Source organism: Evansella sp. AB-rgal1, assembly GCF_041820985.1.
GTDB lineage: Bacteria > Bacillota > Bacilli > Bacillales > Salisediminibacteriaceae > Evansella.
Window position 1 is genome coordinate 1 of sequence record NZ_JBGUAU010000048.1, and the last position, 20222, is coordinate 20222.

General features: G+C 39.2%; 16 protein-coding genes. 7 read left to right on the plus strand and 9 right to left on the minus strand.

The window, feature by feature from the left end:
* The first annotated feature begins 434 nt into the window (after window positions 1–434).
* The 4 genes from ACERII_RS24430 to ACERII_RS24445 all read left to right on the plus strand — a co-directional run bounded on the left by ACERII_RS24430 (window position 435) and on the right by ACERII_RS24445 (window position 4668).
* Window positions 435–968, plus strand: a complete 534-nt coding sequence (locus ACERII_RS24430) for a DUF1648 domain-containing protein (RefSeq protein WP_373645585.1) — start codon at window positions 435–437, stop codon at window positions 966–968.
* Window positions 969–1286: 318 nt separating this feature from the next.
* Window positions 1287–3065, plus strand: coding sequence for a S8 family peptidase (locus tag ACERII_RS24435; protein ID WP_373645586.1), 1779 nt, complete (start codon window positions 1287–1289; stop codon window positions 3063–3065).
* 274 nt (window positions 3066–3339) lie between these two features.
* On the plus strand, window positions 3340–3630 hold the full coding sequence (locus tag ACERII_RS24440) for a hypothetical protein (RefSeq protein ID WP_373645587.1): 291 nt from the start codon (window positions 3340–3342) through the stop codon (window positions 3628–3630).
* Between the two features lie 72 nt (window positions 3631–3702).
* Window positions 3703–4668 (plus strand): Gfo/Idh/MocA family protein, encoded by a 966-nt coding sequence (locus ACERII_RS24445; RefSeq protein ID WP_373645588.1) that lies wholly within the window; start codon window positions 3703–3705, stop codon window positions 4666–4668.
* A 152-nt stretch (window positions 4669–4820) separates the two neighbouring features.
* Here the strand turns inward: ACERII_RS24445 and ACERII_RS24450 are convergent, their stop codons facing one another.
* The 3 genes from ACERII_RS24450 to ACERII_RS24460 all read right to left on the minus strand — a co-directional run bounded on the left by ACERII_RS24450 (window position 4821) and on the right by ACERII_RS24460 (window position 6530).
* Window positions 4821–5096: a hypothetical protein gene (locus ACERII_RS24450; RefSeq protein WP_373645589.1), complete on the minus strand. Its 276-nt coding sequence runs from the start codon at window positions 5094–5096 to the stop codon at window positions 4821–4823.
* A 154-nt stretch (window positions 5097–5250) separates the two neighbouring features.
* Window positions 5251–5676 carry a hypothetical protein gene (locus tag ACERII_RS24455; protein ID WP_373645590.1) on the minus strand — a complete coding sequence of 142 codons (426 nt, stop codon included), beginning with the start codon at window positions 5674–5676 and terminating at the stop codon, window positions 5251–5253.
* A 479-nt stretch (window positions 5677–6155) separates the two neighbouring features.
* Window positions 6156–6530 (minus strand): hypothetical protein, encoded by a 375-nt coding sequence (locus tag ACERII_RS24460; protein WP_373645591.1) that lies wholly within the window; start codon window positions 6528–6530, stop codon window positions 6156–6158.
* Window positions 6531–6807: 277 nt separating this feature from the next.
* Between ACERII_RS24460 and ACERII_RS24465 the strand changes: the two genes are divergently transcribed.
* The gene (locus ACERII_RS24465; protein WP_373645592.1) at window positions 6808–7023 is read left to right on the plus strand and encodes a hypothetical protein; all 216 of its coding nucleotides are present in this window, start codon (window positions 6808–6810) and stop codon (window positions 7021–7023) included.
* A 119-nt stretch (window positions 7024–7142) separates the two neighbouring features.
* Here the strand turns inward: ACERII_RS24465 and ACERII_RS24470 are convergent, their stop codons facing one another.
* From ACERII_RS24470 to ACERII_RS24495, 6 genes are all read right to left on the minus strand, one after another.
* A complete protein-coding gene (locus tag ACERII_RS24470; protein ID WP_373645593.1) occupies window positions 7143–9419 on the minus strand; it encodes a beta-L-arabinofuranosidase domain-containing protein in 2277 nt (758 codons plus the stop codon).
* Window positions 9420–9571: 152 nt separating this feature from the next.
* A complete protein-coding gene (locus ACERII_RS24475) occupies window positions 9572–10561 on the minus strand; it encodes a DUF3231 family protein (protein ID WP_373645594.1) in 990 nt (329 codons plus the stop codon).
* A 457-nt stretch (window positions 10562–11018) separates the two neighbouring features.
* Window positions 11019–14126 (minus strand): beta-galactosidase, LacZ type, encoded by a 3108-nt coding sequence (gene lacZ, locus ACERII_RS24480; RefSeq protein WP_373645595.1) that lies wholly within the window; start codon window positions 14124–14126, stop codon window positions 11019–11021.
* Window positions 14127–14326: 200 nt separating this feature from the next.
* Window positions 14327–15838, minus strand: a complete 1512-nt coding sequence (gene arfA / locus ACERII_RS24485; protein WP_373645596.1) for an arabinosylfuranosidase ArfA — start codon at window positions 15836–15838, stop codon at window positions 14327–14329.
* Window positions 15839–16288: 450 nt separating this feature from the next.
* Window positions 16289–17587, minus strand: a complete 1299-nt coding sequence (locus ACERII_RS24490; protein ID WP_373645597.1) for a glycoside hydrolase family 27 protein — start codon at window positions 17585–17587, stop codon at window positions 16289–16291.
* 252 nt (window positions 17588–17839) lie between these two features.
* Window positions 17840–18877, minus strand: a complete 1038-nt coding sequence (locus tag ACERII_RS24495) for a LacI family DNA-binding transcriptional regulator (RefSeq protein ID WP_373645598.1) — start codon at window positions 18875–18877, stop codon at window positions 17840–17842.
* 311 nt (window positions 18878–19188) lie between these two features.
* Here ACERII_RS24495 and ACERII_RS24500 point away from each other — a divergent pair, with 311 nt between their 5' ends.
* Entirely contained in the window at window positions 19189–19713 is a 525-nt protein-coding gene (locus ACERII_RS24500) for a CBO0543 family protein (protein WP_373645603.1), read from the plus strand.
* On the plus strand, window positions 19697–20203 hold the full coding sequence (locus ACERII_RS24505; protein ID WP_373645599.1) for a CBO0543 family protein: 507 nt from the start codon (window positions 19697–19699) through the stop codon (window positions 20201–20203). Before ACERII_RS24500 ends, ACERII_RS24505 begins: the two co-directional genes overlap by 17 nt.
* Window positions 20204–20222 lie beyond the last annotated feature (19 nt).

Consider the following 20222-nt stretch of genomic DNA (forward strand, 5'->3'; position numbering starts at 1 on the left):
TTATGTGCGAATTCCACGATTATATGTGCACTTTCCCATACCAGAAAGGGAGAACTTCTCTATACCTTGTTCCTGGAATACGATTTTCATGATTTCTACCCTGATCCATGGTTCATACCTTTTTCTTGCTCCCTCACCATGTACCGTCCTCCCTAAAAATACAAAATTTGCTTTTTTTTAAGCTTTACAGAAATTTATGTGCGGGTTGAGCCAATATATGTGCGATTTCCGAGAATATATGTGCGAATCTACCACTTTTATGTGCGAATTCCACGATTATATGTGCACTTTCCACAACAAAGGGGGAAAACCAACTAAATGAGAGAGCTGACTGTCATTCCTCATAAAAAATAGACTTCTAATTACGATAGAAGTCCAATCAATGCCGTGATAAGATTATTATTGAAGGAATAATGAAAAAAGGACTGAATGTGATGTGGAAAAAAATAAGTCAGTACTACTCCCCCATTGTTGATATCGTTACATTTTCTATTTATGTATACTCATTGATTTATATCATTTATTTTTATGGCCAGCTTCCCGATCAAATACCTAACCATTTTAATTTGGCTGGTGAGGTAACCTCTACTTCAGGTAAGCCCATGTTGGTAGGGTTATTTATCCTCTATAGCTCCATGTTGATGACCATGTTTTCTCTAAACTATTTTTTACTTATGAAACCAGATCCATCGAGAGAAATGTTGAACTATATTAATGTACCTTTTATAAAAAAAGATAAGGTAACTGATAGCCAACTTCCTATTATTCAAGCCTTTTCTGCAAGATTATTTGCTTACATGACCTTATTTTTAAGTCTACTGTTTGGGATGCTTATTACTGGTATGATACAAGTCGGATTAGGAGAGAAAGAAGGCCTTGGGTATAGTGTGATGGTCGTCGTGATTCTGGTGGTTATATTACCTATAGTTTATATGTGGTTTATGTATCGGGCATTGAAGGAAGAGTAGGTGATTTATAGAGTTAAAGATGGAATAGCATGGAGTGAGTTTCACAAATTATATTTGCTATCTTACTTCCTTATCCATGAATTCATTAGGGCGTCTATACTTAAAGTGTAATAAGACTTCAAGCCGACTTTACTCTCATGTTTTAGCCTAGCCACCTTTTATTATAAATTATGGAAAATCAAATGAAAATAGACCTATCAGACCAATAGTACTCTTGTATCTATCTATTATTCTGTATACATAATCTATTGATTCATTAATAGATATAGTATTAACTAAATATATAATGATACGAACATCTTAGGAGGCTTTTCTTACATGAGACATTATCATAGAGTACTCTTTAATCATACAAATTTTTTTCCGAATCTACTCTCCATTCTCATAATATTTACCCTGTTTCTTGTAAACACATCTCTACTTACGGCTGCGTCTTCAAATTATGAAGGTAGTATAGTAGAGGAAAAGAATGAAATTTTCCTATTTTTCGAGACAACAGAAGAAAAACAACGGTTTATAGAATCCTCTCCACAGGTTATTAAAACGTTTGAGTATATACCTGCTGTTGTTGTTTGGGAGGAATATACTAATCTTCACTATATAATGGCTAACTATAAGCTGTTATATATTGAAAAAAATCACACGGTTCAAATTAACGCCACAAACTTTTCTACACTCTCAGCAATTCCAAGAGAGCAAAACTATTATCACTATCAAATGGTCAATCCTAATGGTCAATCTCTCATAGACGGAATTACTGGAAAAGGTGTTCGAGTTGCGGTTATCGATACTGGCATTGCTAGTCATCAAGATTTGAAGATAGCTGGTGGAATTTCGACGGTCAATTACACGACCTCCTTCACGGATGATCACGGTCATGGAACACATGTTGCAGGCATCATCAGCGCAAAGCATAATAATTTTGGTATTGTTGGCCTATCACCAGATGTTGAGTTATTTTCCATAAAAGCTATGGGAAAAAACGGTGATGGCACCCTGGATGATATTGTCGAAGGAATAGAATGGGCAATTGGAAACAATATGGATATCGTCAACCTTAGCTTTGGAACATCACATCATTCTCCTACACTAGAAAAAATAATTAATATTGCACATCAACAAGGAATACTCATAGTAGGAGCTGCAGGCAACGATTCCACAAGAGAGACTTCAGGTTACGAAGCTCCCGTTGTTTACCCAGCTGCATATGAGAATGTTATTGCAGTTTCTGCCATTGATAAAGATAGAAATATATCCACTTTTTCAAACGTTGGACCTGAGATTTCAGTGGCTGCTCCAGGAGTAGAAATTGTTAGCACATATTTGGACGGACAATTTGCTAAAGCAGACGGAACATCACAGGCAGCACCACATGTTACAGGATTACTTGCTTTACTTTTGGAAAAATATCCTCAAATGAACCATAATGAAATTCGCGATAAATTAGAGGGAAAAGTAGAGGATTTAGGTCCAGATGGATTTGACATACATTTCGGTAATGGATTAATAGGTTACCATATTCCAGCACAGCCCCAAAAAAAGATGATAGACAAAACGGAAGAAGAGCAACTATTTTTTTCGGACACATCCAATCATTGGGCAAAGAATAATATAAGCGAACTAACACGTTTAGGACTAGTTTCTGGTTATCCTGATCATACTTTCAGACCTGATGTACCAGTAACAAGAGCTGAGTTTGCAAAAATGATTGTAGATGTATTAGGTTATCATTTAACGAATAACTCTGTTGTTTTCCACGATGTAAAAGGTCATTGGTCAGAAAAACACGTCCAAACAGCGTTTTTGCACAAGTTGATTAATGGGTTCTCTCCAACAGAGTTTAGACCAGATCATAAAATATCTAGAGAACAAATGGCTATTATCATTTCCAATTCACTTGGCGATGTTAGTCATGACCAATCCATTACCTTCAACGACGTAGATACAACATATGACGCCGCAAGAAAAGCAATTATAAAAGTAGCAAACCTTGGACTTATTGAAGGTTATCCTAACGGTTCTTATGGAACGAAAGATAATTTGACTCGAGCGGAGGCAGTTACCGTCTTAACTCGCCTAATGAACTATCCTAAATGATTTACTGCAAGGATGATGACCGATTGTAGGTTGTCATCCTTTTCTTGTTACCTATCGTTCGTATTTTCAGATCTACACTTTCGTTATGTTCCAGCCTCTATTCTTTTTTCAAACATACATGTTTCTGTTACGCTCTCCCCCTCACCTTCCATATCCTAACACTGTCGTATTCCAAAACCACATAAAAATTTTACAATCCCAACACAAATAATCGGTATAAATTTACAATTTATTGAAATAGAATAGAATAATATTATTCGGGGAGGGAAGCAAAATGGAATTTGTTAGGTGGGTGGATCCTTTACTGTTGTATCTAGTGATAATTCCATTTTTCACAATCGGATTAGGAGTTATAACTGTTTTTTTCACAAGAAAAATTAGTTTCGGGCCGCTCGTTACCTTTGCTGTACTCCTGGTAATAGAATTACTTTTTCACATAATCTATTATCCAAATTCATCCATTCACCTAAGCTCTTGGCTCATCATTTTGCCTTGTGTTTCCTTATTTTTTTCGTGGCTTGTGATAACAGCATTTGAATATGAGGAAAAATATAAAGCATTATAATCTCAGTAACACAATTTTATCCGTAGCATTTGTTATTCACTATGCTATGATAAATGAAAAAAAGGTGATCTCATGCAAAAGATACGTTGGGGAATTATTGGGTGTGGAGATGTGACGGAAAAGAAAAGTGGTCCTGGTTTTCAAAAAGCAGATAGTTCAGAGCTTGTTGCAGTGATGAGGCGAAACGCCCAGCTCGCAGAGGATTACGCAAGACGACACAATGTACTAAAATGGTACAGTGATGGAGAGGCGTTAGTTGCAGACCCTGATGTAGATGCGGTGTACGTTGCCACGCCACCCTCCTCTCATATGGAGTATGCACTCCTAGCAGCAAAATACAAAAAGCCAGTCTATGTGGAGAAGCCCATGGCGTTGAATTTTGAACAGTGTTTGAAGATGATTCGTGCTTGTGAGATTGCTCAAACACCTCTATTTGTGGCGTATTACCGAAGAGCACTTCCTCGTTTTGTAAAAATTAAACAATTGCTCGATATCGGGGCAATTGGCGAACCGAGATTTGTCAGCTCTACTCAATATCAACCCCCTATTCGTACAAGTGGTGGAGAAATCCCATGGCGGGTAGATCCGAACATTTCTGGAGGAGGGTTGTTCCATGATTTAGGGAGCCACACATTGGATATTCTCGACTTTCTTCTAGGTCCCATAAAAGAAGCAAAGGGCTTCGCTTCGAATCAATCTAACTGTTACAATGCGGAAGATACCATCTCTGCTTCCTATGTGTTCGAATCTGGCATTCATGGTGTTGGAATTTGGAATTTTTCTAGTTATAAGAATGAGGACATTAACGAAATCGTTGGTTCGAAAGGAAAGCTGATTTTTTCCACGTTTGGTCATGAGCCGATAAAACTGGTGACGGACACCGGTGTTCAAGAATGGGTGTTCCCTACACCAGAGCATATTCAGCAGCCACTAATAGAGACGATGGTACGTGATTTATTAGAGAACAATGGTGCATGTCCGAGTACAGGAAAATCAGCAGCGAGAACCAATTGGGTAATGGATCAGATTGTTGGATAGTATATTTAGGAACCATGGTAAGGTCGTGGCTTTGATTTACAGGCGACCTTACCATGATTTCTGAGCGATTAAATAAACCTTCTGATCTGCGGAAACTTACAAGAACAACACAGAGAACATATAAAGTAATATAGCATTAAGATCGTGGTTTCCTATCCTCTCTTTTCTATTTCGTCGAAGTACTCTTTGATTGTTGGATGTTTTACGTGTTTCTTATAAGTTCGAATTAAAAAGAAAAAGATAAATATGAATAGTATTATCATTCCTACATTTAAGAAGATCAAATTCCTTGTATTTGGCTCACCTAAAACGGTATGTATTATTTGTCCTCCTGAAGGTAACCCTACCAAATTCATTGTTATAGGAATAACAAAAAATCCAAGAAACAATCCAAGAAAAATACTTATATAGAACTTTCTTTTAGACATCTATTACCCTCCCGTTTCAATGTATCTCCCCTATCGCAGTTACATGAAAGCTTTTCAAATGAAGACAGAGGTATCCTTAGCAAACCTATCACCCGTAAACACCTAACAAGCAACGTCGTTTACGTTGGGAAGCTTCTATTTTTGAATGACGGCATCATACAGTATATCGGACATTCCAGCTTTTTGGAAAAACAATGTTATTGGCATAAGCATAGCGAATTAACTGTCCATGATGCTGAACCTCATGCTCTAACAAGTCTAATACCAAATTACTGTCCATATCCCCTATGCTACTATCTTGAAAAAATCTCTCTACATTTGTATGAGTTTCTTCCAATTTATTAATTATCAAAGTTTTATTGTAACTATCAGTCAGACTACATTCAAAACCTGCCCATTTGCCAACTTTTAAAGCTTTTAAATAGCTTTCTCTCGCTCCAATAATACAATATGCTTGTTCTCCAATAGAATTTGACGGTGCGTCTGCTATCTTTAACGGTAAACAATCCTCATTTATATGGTTATAAAAGTCATCTGTTAAACTCATGGCTTGTAGTACCCTTTGTTTCAGTTTCTCCATGGACCATTCCTCCGTCTTTTCATCTTTTTATCGTTCACGGTTTTTTTCCTAAAATACTGTCATTATAGGATCTATATCCATCAAATTTTATTACTTTTTCACACTCTGTATGCAGATTTTAACATATATAATTAGTCTACCCTAAAAATACTCGTTATCAAGCGGACTTAAACTATCTAGTTTTAACAACTTTGTTATTTTGTATTCCATTCGTTTCAGCCTGCTCGCGTTCCTAGGGGAGCTGCCGAGCTACCTTCGAGTGCATGCAACCACTCTGCGGTATCTCGCCTCTGCTCTGCACCCCACAGGAGTCTCGCTGGCTTACACTCATTGCATATATAGTTGATGTTACTAAAACTCCTAATAACGCATTTTCATCCGCCATGGTGTAAATCTTCACTTACATGGGTGTCTACCCTCGTTAAAAATAGCCAATAAAATCCCTACCCTCATGGAAAAGGTAGGGACAATCATATTCACTAGTGAATCTTATAGTCTTCCAACATCGTTTTATCTAGCATGGCATCTGCTTGTCTAAGTTCTTTGAGAGCAGAGTCTATTTCCTCTTCTGGGATGTGGAATTCGAGAACATGAGTAATGTGTGGGTCCATTGTATCCATAGAATCTTCTGTACTTTCATCTTTTAGGTACCCAGGCGCAACAAGATTTGTTGGACCATGATTACCAGTTGCTGTATTTCCCGTGTTCACTGCTGGGATAAGAACCAAGCCTCTCTTATTATCCGAAGGTACTTCATCCACTAACACATCTGTCACATTTAATTTCTGCAAACTAGCAGCTGCGGATTCTGCATCATTCTCTGTTCTAAAATACGCAATCATTTTCAAATCCATTTTTAAACCCTCCTTATTCGTTAGGTTATATAACTTATATACCTTCTTAGCAGAAAACAAAACATGCTAGTCCAGAATTTTTTACACACTCTTAGCAAATAATTTAAACTAATCAAACATAAAACCGTTATATTTTGGATATCTATTATAGTAGGATAAGAAAAACTGAGCAAATACCGTCCAGAACTTTATGACGTTAGCCTTTGTTTTTCTCATACTTTAGTTCTTTAGTGAAGATAATCATTCTTAAAGTACAAATTAATTATGAGGTGAGGACATGCTCAAATGGTTTATGGGAGTTTTCTCCAGTCAGAATGAACCAACTAAATTTCATGCAAATGGCCAAATAATATCCACAGATTCTGATCCAGACGAGGAAGATTTTGATGACGATATATATGATATGGACGAAGATAACGACGAAGAATATGAAGAATACCATGATGACGTAGTCATACTGGATCCCAATTTTTACGGAAACGCGGATAGATAAGGAAAAACATCTCTCCTATTAAAACAAGGCACTTAAAAGGTGAATCAGTGCCTTGTGTCTTTCCCAGCTAAACCTCGAGTACCACCGTTAGTTCCATACGAATGGTGGATCCTAATATACTATCCCCTTCTCACCATCCGTACTCCATATACTCCACCAGCTATCTTCCCTTCAGCCGACGCAAATTTCACCTCTACTTTAGATTTCCCTTTCGTCAGTTCCTCAGGTACATTGTAGCGAACCTCGAACGTACTCGCTGGCGCACCACTATTATCTAATTTTTGATCCGCGATTTTCGTACCATCTATCAAAATATCAAATTGGCGTTCGTATTTCGTCTCGTTTTCAATAATAGTATGGTCTCCCCCAAAATAGCTAACTTCTATGCTCATCACACTTTCTGGCTCGACACTCATATCATAGCTAAAAAAACCACCATCTCGTGCGTCACGCCACCCTTTTTGAACAATGTTGGAATAGCCAGCAGTGGAATTCTCTTTTTGAATATTGTGCTCCACCTCAGGTTGCTGTTCATTAGGTTGGACTTCATCAATTGTAGTTGCACGTAAGCTCCTTAGTTCCTCTTGTTCCTCGTCTACAAACCCTTTGTATTCCTCTTCGTTCATTACATTCCAGTACAACGTATAGCGTTGATGATGTAACTCATAAAAAGGAAGCAAGGTTATTTTTTGATTCCCAGGTTGTCCAATTGCAGTCGTCTCAAATTCTAAATTCGGCCCATCTACCCGATTGATCCAAACATCTAGATTTTCCTTATCTGTAACAAGCGTTGGTACCTCAATCAGCGGATGATGATTCAGCTTTAGATGATCTGCGAGAATATCACTTTCAGGAAAGTCCTCTCTGCCTAGCGCTCCAGCTAAGACAACAGGTCCGTATAAAATCCCTAGTTTCTTCGGATCATCTTTTTTCGTATACGTATGCAACTTCATAGGAAGGTGAACATCCACGACATCTCCAGCTTTCCACTCTCTGCCAATAGACGCATACCCTTTTTCCACACACGCTTTCATTTTCTCACCATTAACCTCTATGGATATATCCCCAGCAATCCAATAAGGAACACGAATGTGTAATTGGAAAGATTCATTCTTTGTTTCTTGAAAAATAAGTCTTGTTTTTTCTGAAGCAGGAAAGTTCGTTTCTTGTCTTATATTCACACCCATACCATCCAGAATTCCTTCTGAAGGAAGAAATAAATTGACAAACAACCCTTCTTGTTTTTCACAATAGATAGCTCTTGTGTATCGCGCAGGGTTCTCCATCCCCGTGCCAGTGCAGCACCAGAACGAATTGTCCGGAGAGCAATACACCTTGAAATGTCCTGGTTGCGTAGAAACAAAATACGTTTTCATACCAGAATCAGGATCTTGCGATGCAAGAATATGGTTGTATAGTGCTCGTTCATAGAAATCCATGTACTTTGAATCCTGCGACCAATCAAACATCAGTTCCGTAAGCTTGAGAATATTATATGTATTACACGTTTCCGCAGATTGAACTCCCAGCTTCTCTTGATTTGGAGGTCCAAAGTGCTCGTTGATACTATTGCCCCCAATGATATAAGAGCGGGTATTTGTCACTTGATTCCAAAAGAAATCTGCCATTCTCTTATACTTCTCATCCCCTGTAATGTTGTATAGCTTTGCCGCGCCAACAACTTTAGGTATTTGCGTATTCGCATGCTTTCCTTCTAGCTCGTCTACTCCATTTGATAACGGCTCCAGCACTTCTTCGTGACAAAAACGAATAGCAAGGTGTAGGTAATCCTCGTTCCCCGTAATGGTATAAAGATCTGCCATCGCTTCATTCATTCCACCATGCTCACATATCAGCATCTTTTGAAATTGATCATCATGTAACAAATCTGTTCCTTTTTTTGCCCAATTCGCCAGCTTCACCACTACTTCTAACGCTTTTTCGTGGCCAAGTAGCTTATATGCATCAATCAGCCCAGCAAAAATCTTGTGAAGACTGTACCACGGAACCCACTGTCCTGCCAGGCTAAAGCGTTCCACATCAAATTGTCCAGTAAAAGTAGTATCATAACAAGTCCTTGGAAAGCCACTAACATATCCATCGCTGTCATAATTTTGAATATGGGCGAGTTCCTCAATAGCATAATCTAATTTTTGTTTTAGTGCTTCATCCTTTGTAATCGTATACATTTGAACGGCTGCTGAAAGCCAGTGGCCAATGGAATGACCACTAATTCCTGTTGATTCCCAGCCACCGTATCGCGGTTTTTTGGGTGTTACATTAGCAGCTTCGTAGCATGGTGCCATAAGTCGATCAACATCCAGGTACAACAAATATTCCTTTCCTTTTTCCTGTGAATCCTTAAAAATACTATTATGTAAAGTTACTCCTTGCATAGTATAGGCTCCTTTTTTTTGATCAGATACATCTATTTTACCATTAAAGGGGGCACGATACATAGCTCATCAGTGGATGCAGTTCATATGTAATCTAATTCCTACAAGAAATTAAACTGTCCTCCAATAATGATTGGAAGACAGCCTTTTATCTATTCAATCTTCTCCTGCTGGGGTGGTTGCTCTAGCCAATGATTTTCGATCATAAGCTTTGCACCTTTGTTTGCTAGCTTCGAAGTATCTGTTAAAAAATCTAAATATGTTTTCATCAGATCCGATTTCATGCTTGTTGCTAACGAAGTGGCATAATCGGTTATGCCAGCAGAAGTGAGAACACTCATTTGGTACATCATTAGTCTGTCTGAAAAGGGGGCTTCTGTTGTATTGTAAACTTCTGTTCCCGAGCCCATCGGAGCAGATAAATCACTCTTTTGGAGATAGTCCGTAAGAGTAACTATTACTTTTCCTGCTAAATCATTCGCTTTTTTCATATATTCACGGACATCTTTTAAATCAGCAGTTTGTGAGTACCCTTTCGTTAACGCTTGACCTACTGTATTGGCCTGAACATTAGATGCAACATGGGATATTTCGATGGAATTTAAATATCTATCTTCTTGAAAAAAATAGTTTCCTGATAAATAATCTTTATTTTCGATCACATCTGATTTTTGAGGATCGATTGTTGGGTGTCTTCGATAAATCCCTTTTTCTAGCATTACGTCACGTACTACTTCTAAAACTTCGGTAGTATCTTCATACATTTGTTTAAAGTAAGTTCGTATCTCTTTTTTCGTTGCATTTGCAAAATATAAGCTAGTAATACTTAATTTTGCACTTGCTAAATGTTTCAAATGAAGAAAGGCAAATGTATCTGAAAATAACCGTGGAGCTTGTTCATTCACATCTCTATCTGTAAATCCAATTGGAATTGGAACACCTTCTTTTTTCAAAAAATCCAAGCCTTTGTCTACTAATACTGTTTCTTTCTGAAGTGCTGTGTTCAGAATATTTTGGAGATCAGTATCCTCTGCTTTTGAAGCAAAATACTTCAGAACACAAACATTGTGTGTCTGATTTATGTACGAATCCCATAAGGCAGACATTTCCGATGCAGTAATTTCCATGTTTTTCGATCGCATTTGATTATCGCCTCCCATAATAGTTCTTTCGCTTAAGTTTCCATAAATGTGAAGGAGTATACAATAAATCTTGTGAAGTTTCGTGAACAATGTGTGATAAATTGTATCCTTTTTGATGTGTCTAAAAAAGGTATTGGCAAATGGAGGACTTTTCTAATTGAGGTTCACTCCTTTATGCATAGGCTTGCCCTTTTTATGTGCGGGTTCGGAGAATATATGTGCGAAATTCTGCATTATATGTGCGAAATTCGTGAATATATGTGCGAAATCCTGATTATATGTGCGAACTCGGAGCATATATGTGCGAAATCGCAGATTATATGTGCGAACTCAGACATTATATGTGCGAACCCCTAAAACTTTCGAATTTCACGACTTGTTTCTACTCCATCCTCACTATGAAATATTGCACCAAAAAAAGAGGCGGTCGCGTCAGCGGCCCGCCTCTTCTAGCAAATCAATCTTTTGAAATTCCCTGCAGAGAATACGTATACTTATAAGGTTTGTCAGCATACAGGGTGAACTCTGGATGGGTAATGGCGCCCCAGCTATCGTCGCCGCCCACTCCCATTTGGTGTAAATTCACTCGGACCACTACCTTTTCACTCTCCGGCAGCTTGTATCCATGATCACATTCCTCTATTTCCGCTGGCGTCCACGGTAACGCGTTCAACTCCACTACCGGATCGCCCGCTACCTTCAATCCAATTCCGTCTCCATTCACAAACGTCGCCCAGCGCACGTCCGTTTTATTGCCACACTCCTGCGGCCGCAAATAAGGAACGAATTGGTCGCTCACTTTGCCACTATATACTCCTACCTTCGCACCCTTCAAGCGGTCCCAATAACTTTCATGCGGTCCACGGCCGTACCACTCCATATTTTCGAACGCACCAGCCATAACAAACATCATTCCGACCGCTGGAATTTCCGGTAACTCCCCGTTTGGCACGAGCTCCTGCTCCACATCCACCCGACCATCTGCCGAAACCGTGTAGGACACAGCGCAACGTGAGGAGGTTTGCGTCGGGAGCTGATACACAACGTTTAACACGCACTTACTTTCTGTTCCACTGAATTCGAAGGAAACAATCTCCCGTTTTTCCCCCGCAGAACGCCAAGTTGCACTTCGCTCATGCAACTTGTTGCCTCGGTCGTTGTCCGTCATTGGACGCCAGAAGTTCGGTGCCGGCCCAGAAGTCAGCAGCTCCACGCCTTGGTAAACGTACGATGTGAGTTCTCCGGTTGCTCGTGCGAATTGAACCGTGAACTCGTTCCCTGTGACAGTGAGCGTTGCGTCGTCTTGATCGACTTGCAATGTGCCTTCCGCTGCTTTTGCTTGTGTTTTTGCTGGAAAAATAAATTGTTCTGTTCCAATTTCGTGGCCTCTCTTAGCCCATTTAGTATCTTTGTTCAATGTCAACTGCACCGTTGCAATATATTCCGCCGAGTCACCAGTGGGAATGGTATAGTTCAACGTAACTTCTTTTGTTGTATTCGGTTCCACGTCCAAGATTTGATTCCCTGTTTCCACTACTTCTCCATTTTTCGTGAGTGTCCAGTGACAATCAAAGTTTCGTAGATTCGTAAAGAGATGACGGTTTGTGATTTTTAGTGTTCCGTTTGCTGCGTCCACATCCTCGAAGTGCACGTTTTGATAGCATTTCTTCACTTCGAATATCTTTGGACTCACGTCTCCGTTTGCAAATATGAGACCATTTCCAGAGAAGTTTCCGTCATTTGGTGTTTCACCGAAGTCGCCTCCGTATGCTAAAAATTCTGTACCATCTTCCGTTTTCGTTAGTAGCGCCTGGTCTTTCCAATCCCAAATGAAGCCGCCTTGAAGTATTGGGTATTTGTGAAACAGATCTGTGTATTTATATAAATTTCCGCAAGAGTTACCCATGGCATGACTGTACTCGCAGATGATGTATGGCTTTGTTTCTGCGGTTGCGTTTTGCCCGTATTCCTCCATTTTATGTGGACGAATGTACATGGTACTTTCTACGTCAGACGCGGCTTCGGAAGGACGGTAATGGAAAATACCTTCGTAATGTACGAGTCGTGTGTCGTCTTGTGCTTTGATGTGGTCGTACATTTTTAAGAAATTGTCGCCGCCAAAGGACTCATTTCCAAGAGACCACATGATGATCGATGGATGATTTTTGTCTCGTTGCAGCATCGAGTTACAGCGGTCGATCACGTTCTCAGTCCATTCTGGTCTGCTCCCTGGTACTGTTTCTGCTAAAGTTTTTTGCCCATATTTCCAAGTGCCGTGTGTTTCTAAGTTTGTTTCGTCAATGACATATAGTCCGTACTCATCGCACAGGTCGTACCATAGTGGATGGTTCGGGTAGTGAGATGTTCGCACCGCGTTGATATTGTGTTGCTTCATTAGTTTGATATCGTGAACCATGTCTTCGTATGTGACAGCGCGTCCTCGTTCCGCTGCGAATTCGTGACGATTAACTCCGTTGAACACAATTCTTTGTCCGTTGATTTTCATGAGTCCGTCTTTGATTTCGAATGTTCGGAAGCCTATTTTGCAGCTTTGTGTTTCGATAATTTTATCTTGGCTATCGCGAAGTGTCAGCACAAGGGTGTACAGATTGGGCTGTTCGGCACTCCATTTCTTCGGGTTTTCTATTTTTGATGCGGTTTTTGTAGTTACTGATCCTTTTCCGTTTATTTGTTGAGTGATAGGTTCATATACCGCTTCATTATTTTGATCATAGAGCTGTGCTTCAAGTGTTGATTGGATGTCGTGATTATCATAATTCGTTATGTTTGCTTTGATCTTTAACTCAGCGTGCTCGTAGTTTTCATCGAGCTGTGTTGTTACGAAAAAGTCGTTTAGATGTGTTTGCGGTGTAGAATACAAATACACATCGCGGAAGATGCCACTCATTCGCCAGAAATCTTGGTCCTCGAGCCAACTAGCATCGCACCAACGGTAAACTTCTACTGCTAGCTTGTTTTCTCCTTCTGTTAAGTAAGGAGTGATGTCAAAGTCAGCTGGTGTAAAGGTATCTTCGCTATAGCCTACTAATTCTCCGTTTACCCAAATATAAAACGCAGATTCTACACCTTGAAAACTTATGTAGACTGGTTGGTCTTGCTGGGTCCAGTTTTTCGGTACGTGAAATGTACGGATGTACTGCCCTACTGGATTATATTTTGTTGGTGCATATGGTGGTTTGATGTCCTCTTTTCCTTCCCACGGATAGCGTAGGTTTGTGTAGTGAGGGTAATCGTACCCTTGCAGCTGCCAATGAGACGGTACTGTGATTTCATCCCAAGCGGAGCTGTTGAAGTTTGTTTCTTGGAAATTGGTAATTCGTTTGTCTGCATTCTCTGCAAATGCGAATTTCCAGGATCCATTGAGGGAGTGATAATACGCTGATTCGATTCGCTCCCCTTTCTTTGCTTCCTCTTCTGTGTTGTAGGAGATGGATGTATTACGTGCTGGTAACCTATTTAGCTGAAAAATGTCTGGATTGTTGTTCCACTCTGGATATCCATTTGTTGGTGGTGTATAGGAAAACTTTTTTCGTTGTTTTATCATGTTATTCCCCTCGCTTTTATGTAATAATTTGAGCCTACTTGGACTTGCGTTTGCAATTGGAGCCTTTTCTATGATGAATTCTAATGGAGGTTGTATTTTCTATTCACTGCTTCCCACTCATTTTCCCCCCAAGGGCACAAGTGTCCATTTGGAAGGGAAAAGTGACTACATTTGTGGATGAAGTCACTTTTTTGGTTGTTTTATTTTCTCTTCCCTAGACGTATTACATTCCAAGATGCTTTTGATAGTTTTGCTTCAACGACACCATCTCGAAGTGTTGATACCCCATTCGAATGTGGTTGTACGTTTTGCTCGGTTGCTGTATTTACTGCTTTCAGATCATCGTTTTCTAAAACGATGTGTTCAACTATTTCATAGCCTTCAAAACTACGAACATCTGCATTTAACTCTAGAGCTTCCTCTAAGTGGCGATTTACTGCGAAAATCGTTACCTCTTCTTTTTCCTCATTGTACACTGCAGCAGAGTCAATGTATGGAACGTCTGTGAAGTCCTTGCTATCATATTTCGGTGAAGAAGATACTGTGTGAAGCGCCACACCTCTTCCATATGCAGACACGTGTGCGTATGGATAGAAGATTGTCTGTTTCCATGCCTTCCCGCCGTTCTCTGTCATGATTGGCGCAATAACGTTTACGAGTTGAGCCATACACGCAATTTTTACACGATCGGAGTTTCGTAAAAATGTCATTAACATGGAACCAACTAGTAATGCATCCTCGAAATTGTACACATCTTCTAACTGAGGTGGAGCAATGGACCAAGGCTCGATTTTTCGATCTTGTTGATTCGAGTGATACCATACGTTCCATTCATCGAAACTTAAGTTTATTGTTTTCTTGCTACGTTTTTTCGCTTTGATATAGTCACATGTTGAGATAACTGTTTTAATGAAGTTTTCCATATCCATGGATTTCGCTAAATAGTTTGCTGTGTCATTGCTTCTGTTTCCATAATATTGGTGAAGAGAAATATAATCTACAGCGTCATACGTATGTTCTAGTGCAGTAGCATCGTATTGTGGGAATGTTGCCATTTCAGCGCTAGAACTTCCGCATGTTACAAGTTCAATGGTTGGATCCACTAATCTCATCACCTTAGCCGTTTCTAATGCTAGTCTTCCATATTCCTCTGCTGTTTTATGGCCCACTTGCCACGGTCCATCCATTTCATTACCTAAGCACCATGTTTTAATATTATGCGGCTTCTCATAGCCATGCTTTCTCCGAAGATCGCTGTAATATGTGCCTCCTGGATGGTTGCAGTATTCAATCAAGTTTCTCGCTTCGTCAATTCCTCTTGTTCCTAAATTGACAGCCATCATTACTTGAGAGTTTACTAGTTTTGCCCAATCCACAAATTCATTTGTTCCTACCTCATTCGTTTCAATCGTACGCCATGCAAGCTCTAATCTTCTTGGGCGATCTTCCTTTGGTCCAACTCCATCTTCCCAGTTATAAGCAGAAACCATGTTTCCACCTGGGTAGCGAACGATTGGTACATTTAGTTCTTTTACTAATTCAATAACATCTTTGCGAAAACCATGTTCATCTGCTTCAGGGTGATCTGGTTCGTATACCCCACCGTAAACTGCTCGACCTAAATGCTCAATAAAAGAACCATAAATACGTTCATCAATTTCTGATACTCGAAAATCCTTATCCACGATAATTTTTGCTTTTTGTAGTGACATGTTATAAATCTTCCTTCCTTATATGGTTTTTAGTTTATGATGCGTAAAACATGTGGGTCTATTTGAATTCATAATGACTACCCTGAAAATATGTGTATCGGACTAATATGGAATACTAACTTTGTTGTTTGTATACCATTCGCTCCAGTCCACTCCTTTCCTGTGGGGAGTTGCCGAACCACCTTCACGACTACGTCGCTACGGTGTCTCGCCTCTACTCTACTTCCCACTGGAGTTCGTGGACTTTCGCTCATTACATATAAAGTTAATGTTACTTAATCATCTAATAATGTATTTTCATCCGCCATGGTGAAAATGTTCACTTTCATGGAAGTCTACCCTCCAAAATACGTAACCTTATTTGTTGGTGACTTATCTAGTTTTACTAACTTTGTTGATAATTATTTCATTCCATTTTGAAAAAGTTTATTGTTAAATAAATGTTCTTGATCATTCGATTTCTAGTCTATAAAATGCAGAGGCATGGGGTTCTAATTTTGCTTCAATGCTCGTTTCTGTTGTTCCTACACTCTCTTTTTTCCATAAGTCTCTTATTTGTACTTGGGAAGATGTTGGGAATCCTAATTCTTCAAGTGTTACTTTCAACGTTCGTTGTTCATCACTAATATTAAACAGCGCGACGTAAATACTGTTTCCTTCTGTTTCGTTGGAGGTCCACACTACTTCTTCGTTTTTTCGATATACTTGACGAGCGCCCTCACTGTTTTTCAAAACAGAAAGAATTTCTTCATTCGTTAGTAGTGATAGCGTCCAATCATCGTTATCGCGTAATTCTCCTCCGAACATTAGTGGGGAACGGAACATGCACCATAACGTCATCATTGTTCGCTGCTCATCCTTTGTAAAACGGGTCCAGCGGTCTCCCCCTCCTCCATCCACAGAGCGAATACCAATGTGACCTAAAGGAAGCATATCTGCATCCGGCCAATAGCCTGGGCCTACATTTTTGCTCCATTTATAGCAACGTTCAAACATGTTGTATAACATTTGCCAATGATCCCAAAAATCATCTGTCATTCTCCACATGTTGGCATTCTCTTCAAACAAACTTGCTTGCTCTAGTGGCGCAGGACCTGGTGACAAGCTCAGTACCATCGGGCGACCACATTGATCAATTGCCTTACGAATCATCTTTATTTCTTCGATGTGTGCACCTCCATAAAGTTTGGAGTCTGCGATATCATCTACTTTCACAAAGTCTACTTCCCATTCTGCATATAGCTGGAAGAGAGAATTATAATATTCCTGTGCTCCTTGTGCGTTTGGATCCACTCCATACATATCCGTATTCCATGGACATATAGAGTTAGGATGTGCAATTTCTCGAGCTGTGGACTCTGTTCCTAGTATTCTCGTATTTTGATGAGCTGCTTGACGAGGAATTCCCCGCATAATATGAATACCGAATTTTAACCCTTGATTATGTACGTAATCTGCTAGCGGCTTGAAACCCTTTCCATTTTTCGCCGAAGGAAAACGGTTTGTTGCAGGGATTAATCGGGAATATTCGTCCATTTCAAGAGGAACGAATTTCCTGTAAGCAGAAGATACTGCCCCTGGCTCGGACCATTGAATATCTACGACAACATATTCCCAGCCAAATTGTTTGAGATGTTCTGCCATATAATCGGCGTTCCCCTTTACTTCGTCTTCCGTAACTGCCGCTCCGTAACAATCCCAGCTATTCCAACCCATTGGTGGTGTTGGAGCAAATTGATGATGCTTCATTGTTCTCATCCTTTCTGTATTTTATTGCTACTGTTTTGGAGAATGTTCAGTCTATGGTGAGATATTAACCATTTTATGAAATGGGTTTCATAAAAGCACAAATTTTTTATAGGAGGTTGTGTTTTCCTCCTTGTTGAAGTGTATTCATTGAACTATTTATTTCATGAGAAGAAGGTGAAGAGGTAACTCAGAATACATGAAACCCCTTTCAATATATGTCTAGTATAGTATATTCAGGTTATATGTCAACATTCAATTTTCACGATATTTCCAACAGGAATTTCGTAACATTAACTTTGTTGGAATGACCGTTTCTTTCTTAGCTTCCCGACCTTCTATCAGATCAATTAACACATCAACCGCAGTTTGACCTAATTCATCATAATTTTGTGAAATGGTTGTGATTCCTGGCGGGAAATGCTTTGCTATGGGAATATCATCAAATCCAACGACAGATATATCGTCTGGAACTCTCAACCCGAATTTAGAGAACATATTGATGGCTCCTATTGCCACAAAGTCATTGACGCAAACAACAGCAGAGGGCCTCTCTTTTACATTCAATAGTTTTAGGGCTGCTTCTTCTCCTGATTCTATCGTAAAACCAGAATCAATGATCCATTCATCTCGAACTTCTTTCTTATGTTGTGCTAGTGTTTCTTTATACACCTTCACCTTATCAGTCATGGAGGTAATCCCCGATACGCCACCAAGGAAACCAATCTTTGTATGTCCATGATTTACGATTAATTCTATGAGTCTGCGCACTCCTTCTTCTTCATCTGCGCGGACCACATAGCTGTCCAAACCAGGCATATCTCCATTAATTAATACGACAGGAACGCGGTTCATAATCTGTTCCATTTCCTTAATATACGAAGGATTCACATCTGTTTCATTGGTTCTTCCCCCAAGGAAAAGAATCCCATCCACTTGTTTTTCCAATAGTGTTTGTAGATATTTTGATTCCATTTCCCCGTCGTTCATAGAATTGCATAGAAAGGATGAATAACCTTGTTGGACTGCATGCTTCTCACTTTTTAAAACTAAGGTGGAATAGAACGAATGAGTTATATCTGTTATGACAAAACCAATCATTTTCGATTGCTTATATAATAGACTTCGTGCTAACGCATTTGGTTGAAAATGATACTTATCCATAATCTCAGTTACCTTTTTTAACGTATCAGGACGCACTTTGGCACTCCCTGTCAATACACGAGAGACTGTTGAAGGCGATACATTGGCTTCTTTTGCAATATCATAAATAGTAATACTCTTTTTCTTCATGTATATCTCCTCCAGCTCTCTCTTGAAATCGATTTCATTATAAGGTGAATAGTCTAATTCTGTCAATCTCTGTGTAGTTGGCTGAGGTTTTTTATACTTGGGTGGCGAATATGTGCGAGTTTGCGCGGTATATGTGCGGGTTCGGAGATTTTATGTGCGAATTCCCCACTTTTATGTGCGAGTCGCGCAAATTTATGTGCACTTTCTCAAAACTTGACAAAATCTCCTCTCATATTTTTACTATTTTTACAAATGCTAAATAGAAATCTCACTCTGAAAGAAAGTTCTTATTGAGGTGGTTCCGTTTGTTGATGAAAAGAGCACGTTCGAAAGATAGAACTTTATTAATTGGTTCATGGATTGTTATGTCAGGTATACTGTTTGCTTTTGTACCTCGAAGAAACAGTCGCCAAGCAATAGTTCCTTTCTTTTTCATGCAATTTCTAACGTGGATTTTTGGATTAATTGTAGTGGAAAACAAATTAATTACCTATCCACGCCGCTTGTTTTTTACAAAAGTAAATCAAGCTAGCTTCACATTTGAATTTTTTATTTTCCCTGCAACTTGTGTTCTTTTTAACCTTTATTATCCTAGAACAACTAGTCTAATAAGGAAAGCCATTTATTATAGTGCTTACATTTTTACGTTGACTGGACTTGAAGTTTTTGCAAAAATTAACACAAAAACGATACGGTACATGAAATGGAAATGGCAATACAGCTTTGTCTCAATGTGGATTTTCTTCTATTTTTCCCGACTATACTATCGATGGTTTTTTAAGGAAGAGCCTATCTCTTCCAGCCGAAAGAAGGATGAGAATGATACGAATATCTAATCAAAGTAACATAAAAAAGTTGCTAACTTTATATGGACCTATCGTACTTACAGTAGGAGTGTTGTTTGTATTTAATCCACGCAAACAACTACGAAAAACACATATGGTATTCTTTTTTAATCAAACAATAACTTGGCTATTCATCTTGTTTGTTGTAGAAAAAGGTATCATAAAAAATCCACTACGAATTTTTAAACATGCATCAAAAGCAAATTTCGGTTTAGTTTTCTTCGTTTTTCCTGCTTTAAACACACTTTATACTGTACGATTCCCCGAACATAAAAACAACCTTATCAAACTTCTTTACTCATCCTCCTTTGTTGTTGGGCAAGGGATTGTCGAACTACTATTGGAACGGTATACAGAACTATTTACCTATGTAAAATGGAGATGGTACTACAGTTTTATCCTAAGGATTGTTATTAGTTATTTGTCGCGTCTATACGGAAAATGGTTTTTCAACGAAGAAATAGAAAGGGGAGAACCCTAACAGTCCATGCTGTTTCTGG

Coding starts and splice junctions, on each gene's coding strand:
- ACERII_RS24440 (WP_373645587.1), top strand. CDS start 3,340: ATGGAATTTGTTAGGTGGGTGGATCCTTTACTGTTGTATCTAGTGATA.
- ACERII_RS24455 (WP_373645590.1), bottom strand. CDS start 5,676: ATGGAGAAACTGAAACAAAGGGTACTACAAGCCATGAGTTTAACAGAT.
- arfA (WP_373645596.1), bottom strand. CDS start 15,838: ATGTCACTACAAAAAGCAAAAATTATCGTGGATAAGGATTTTCGAGTA.
- ACERII_RS24445 (WP_373645588.1), top strand. CDS start 3,703: ATGCAAAAGATACGTTGGGGAATTATTGGGTGTGGAGATGTGACGGAA.
- ACERII_RS24500 (WP_373645603.1), top strand. CDS start 19,189: ATGAAAAGAGCACGTTCGAAAGATAGAACTTTATTAATTGGTTCATGG.
- lacZ (WP_373645595.1), bottom strand. CDS start 14,126: ATGATAAAACAACGAAAAAAGTTTTCCTATACACCACCAACAAATGGA.
- ACERII_RS24505 (WP_373645599.1), top strand. CDS start 19,697: ATGATACGAATATCTAATCAAAGTAACATAAAAAAGTTGCTAACTTTA.
- ACERII_RS24495 (WP_373645598.1), bottom strand. CDS start 18,877: ATGAAGAAAAAGAGTATTACTATTTATGATATTGCAAAAGAAGCCAAT.
- ACERII_RS24490 (WP_373645597.1), bottom strand. CDS start 17,587: ATGAAGCATCATCAATTTGCTCCAACACCACCAATGGGTTGGAATAGC.
- ACERII_RS24450 (WP_373645589.1), bottom strand. CDS start 5,096: ATGTCTAAAAGAAAGTTCTATATAAGTATTTTTCTTGGATTGTTTCTT.
- ACERII_RS24435 (WP_373645586.1), top strand. CDS start 1,287: ATGAGACATTATCATAGAGTACTCTTTAATCATACAAATTTTTTTCCG.
- ACERII_RS24460 (WP_373645591.1), bottom strand. CDS start 6,530: ATGGATTTGAAAATGATTGCGTATTTTAGAACAGAGAATGATGCAGAA.
- ACERII_RS24430 (WP_373645585.1), top strand. CDS start 435: ATGTGGAAAAAAATAAGTCAGTACTACTCCCCCATTGTTGATATCGTT.
- ACERII_RS24465 (WP_373645592.1), top strand. CDS start 6,808: ATGCTCAAATGGTTTATGGGAGTTTTCTCCAGTCAGAATGAACCAACT.
- ACERII_RS24470 (WP_373645593.1), bottom strand. CDS start 9,419: ATGCAAGGAGTAACTTTACATAATAGTATTTTTAAGGATTCACAGGAA.
- ACERII_RS24475 (WP_373645594.1), bottom strand. CDS start 10,561: ATGCGATCGAAAAACATGGAAATTACTGCATCGGAAATGTCTGCCTTA.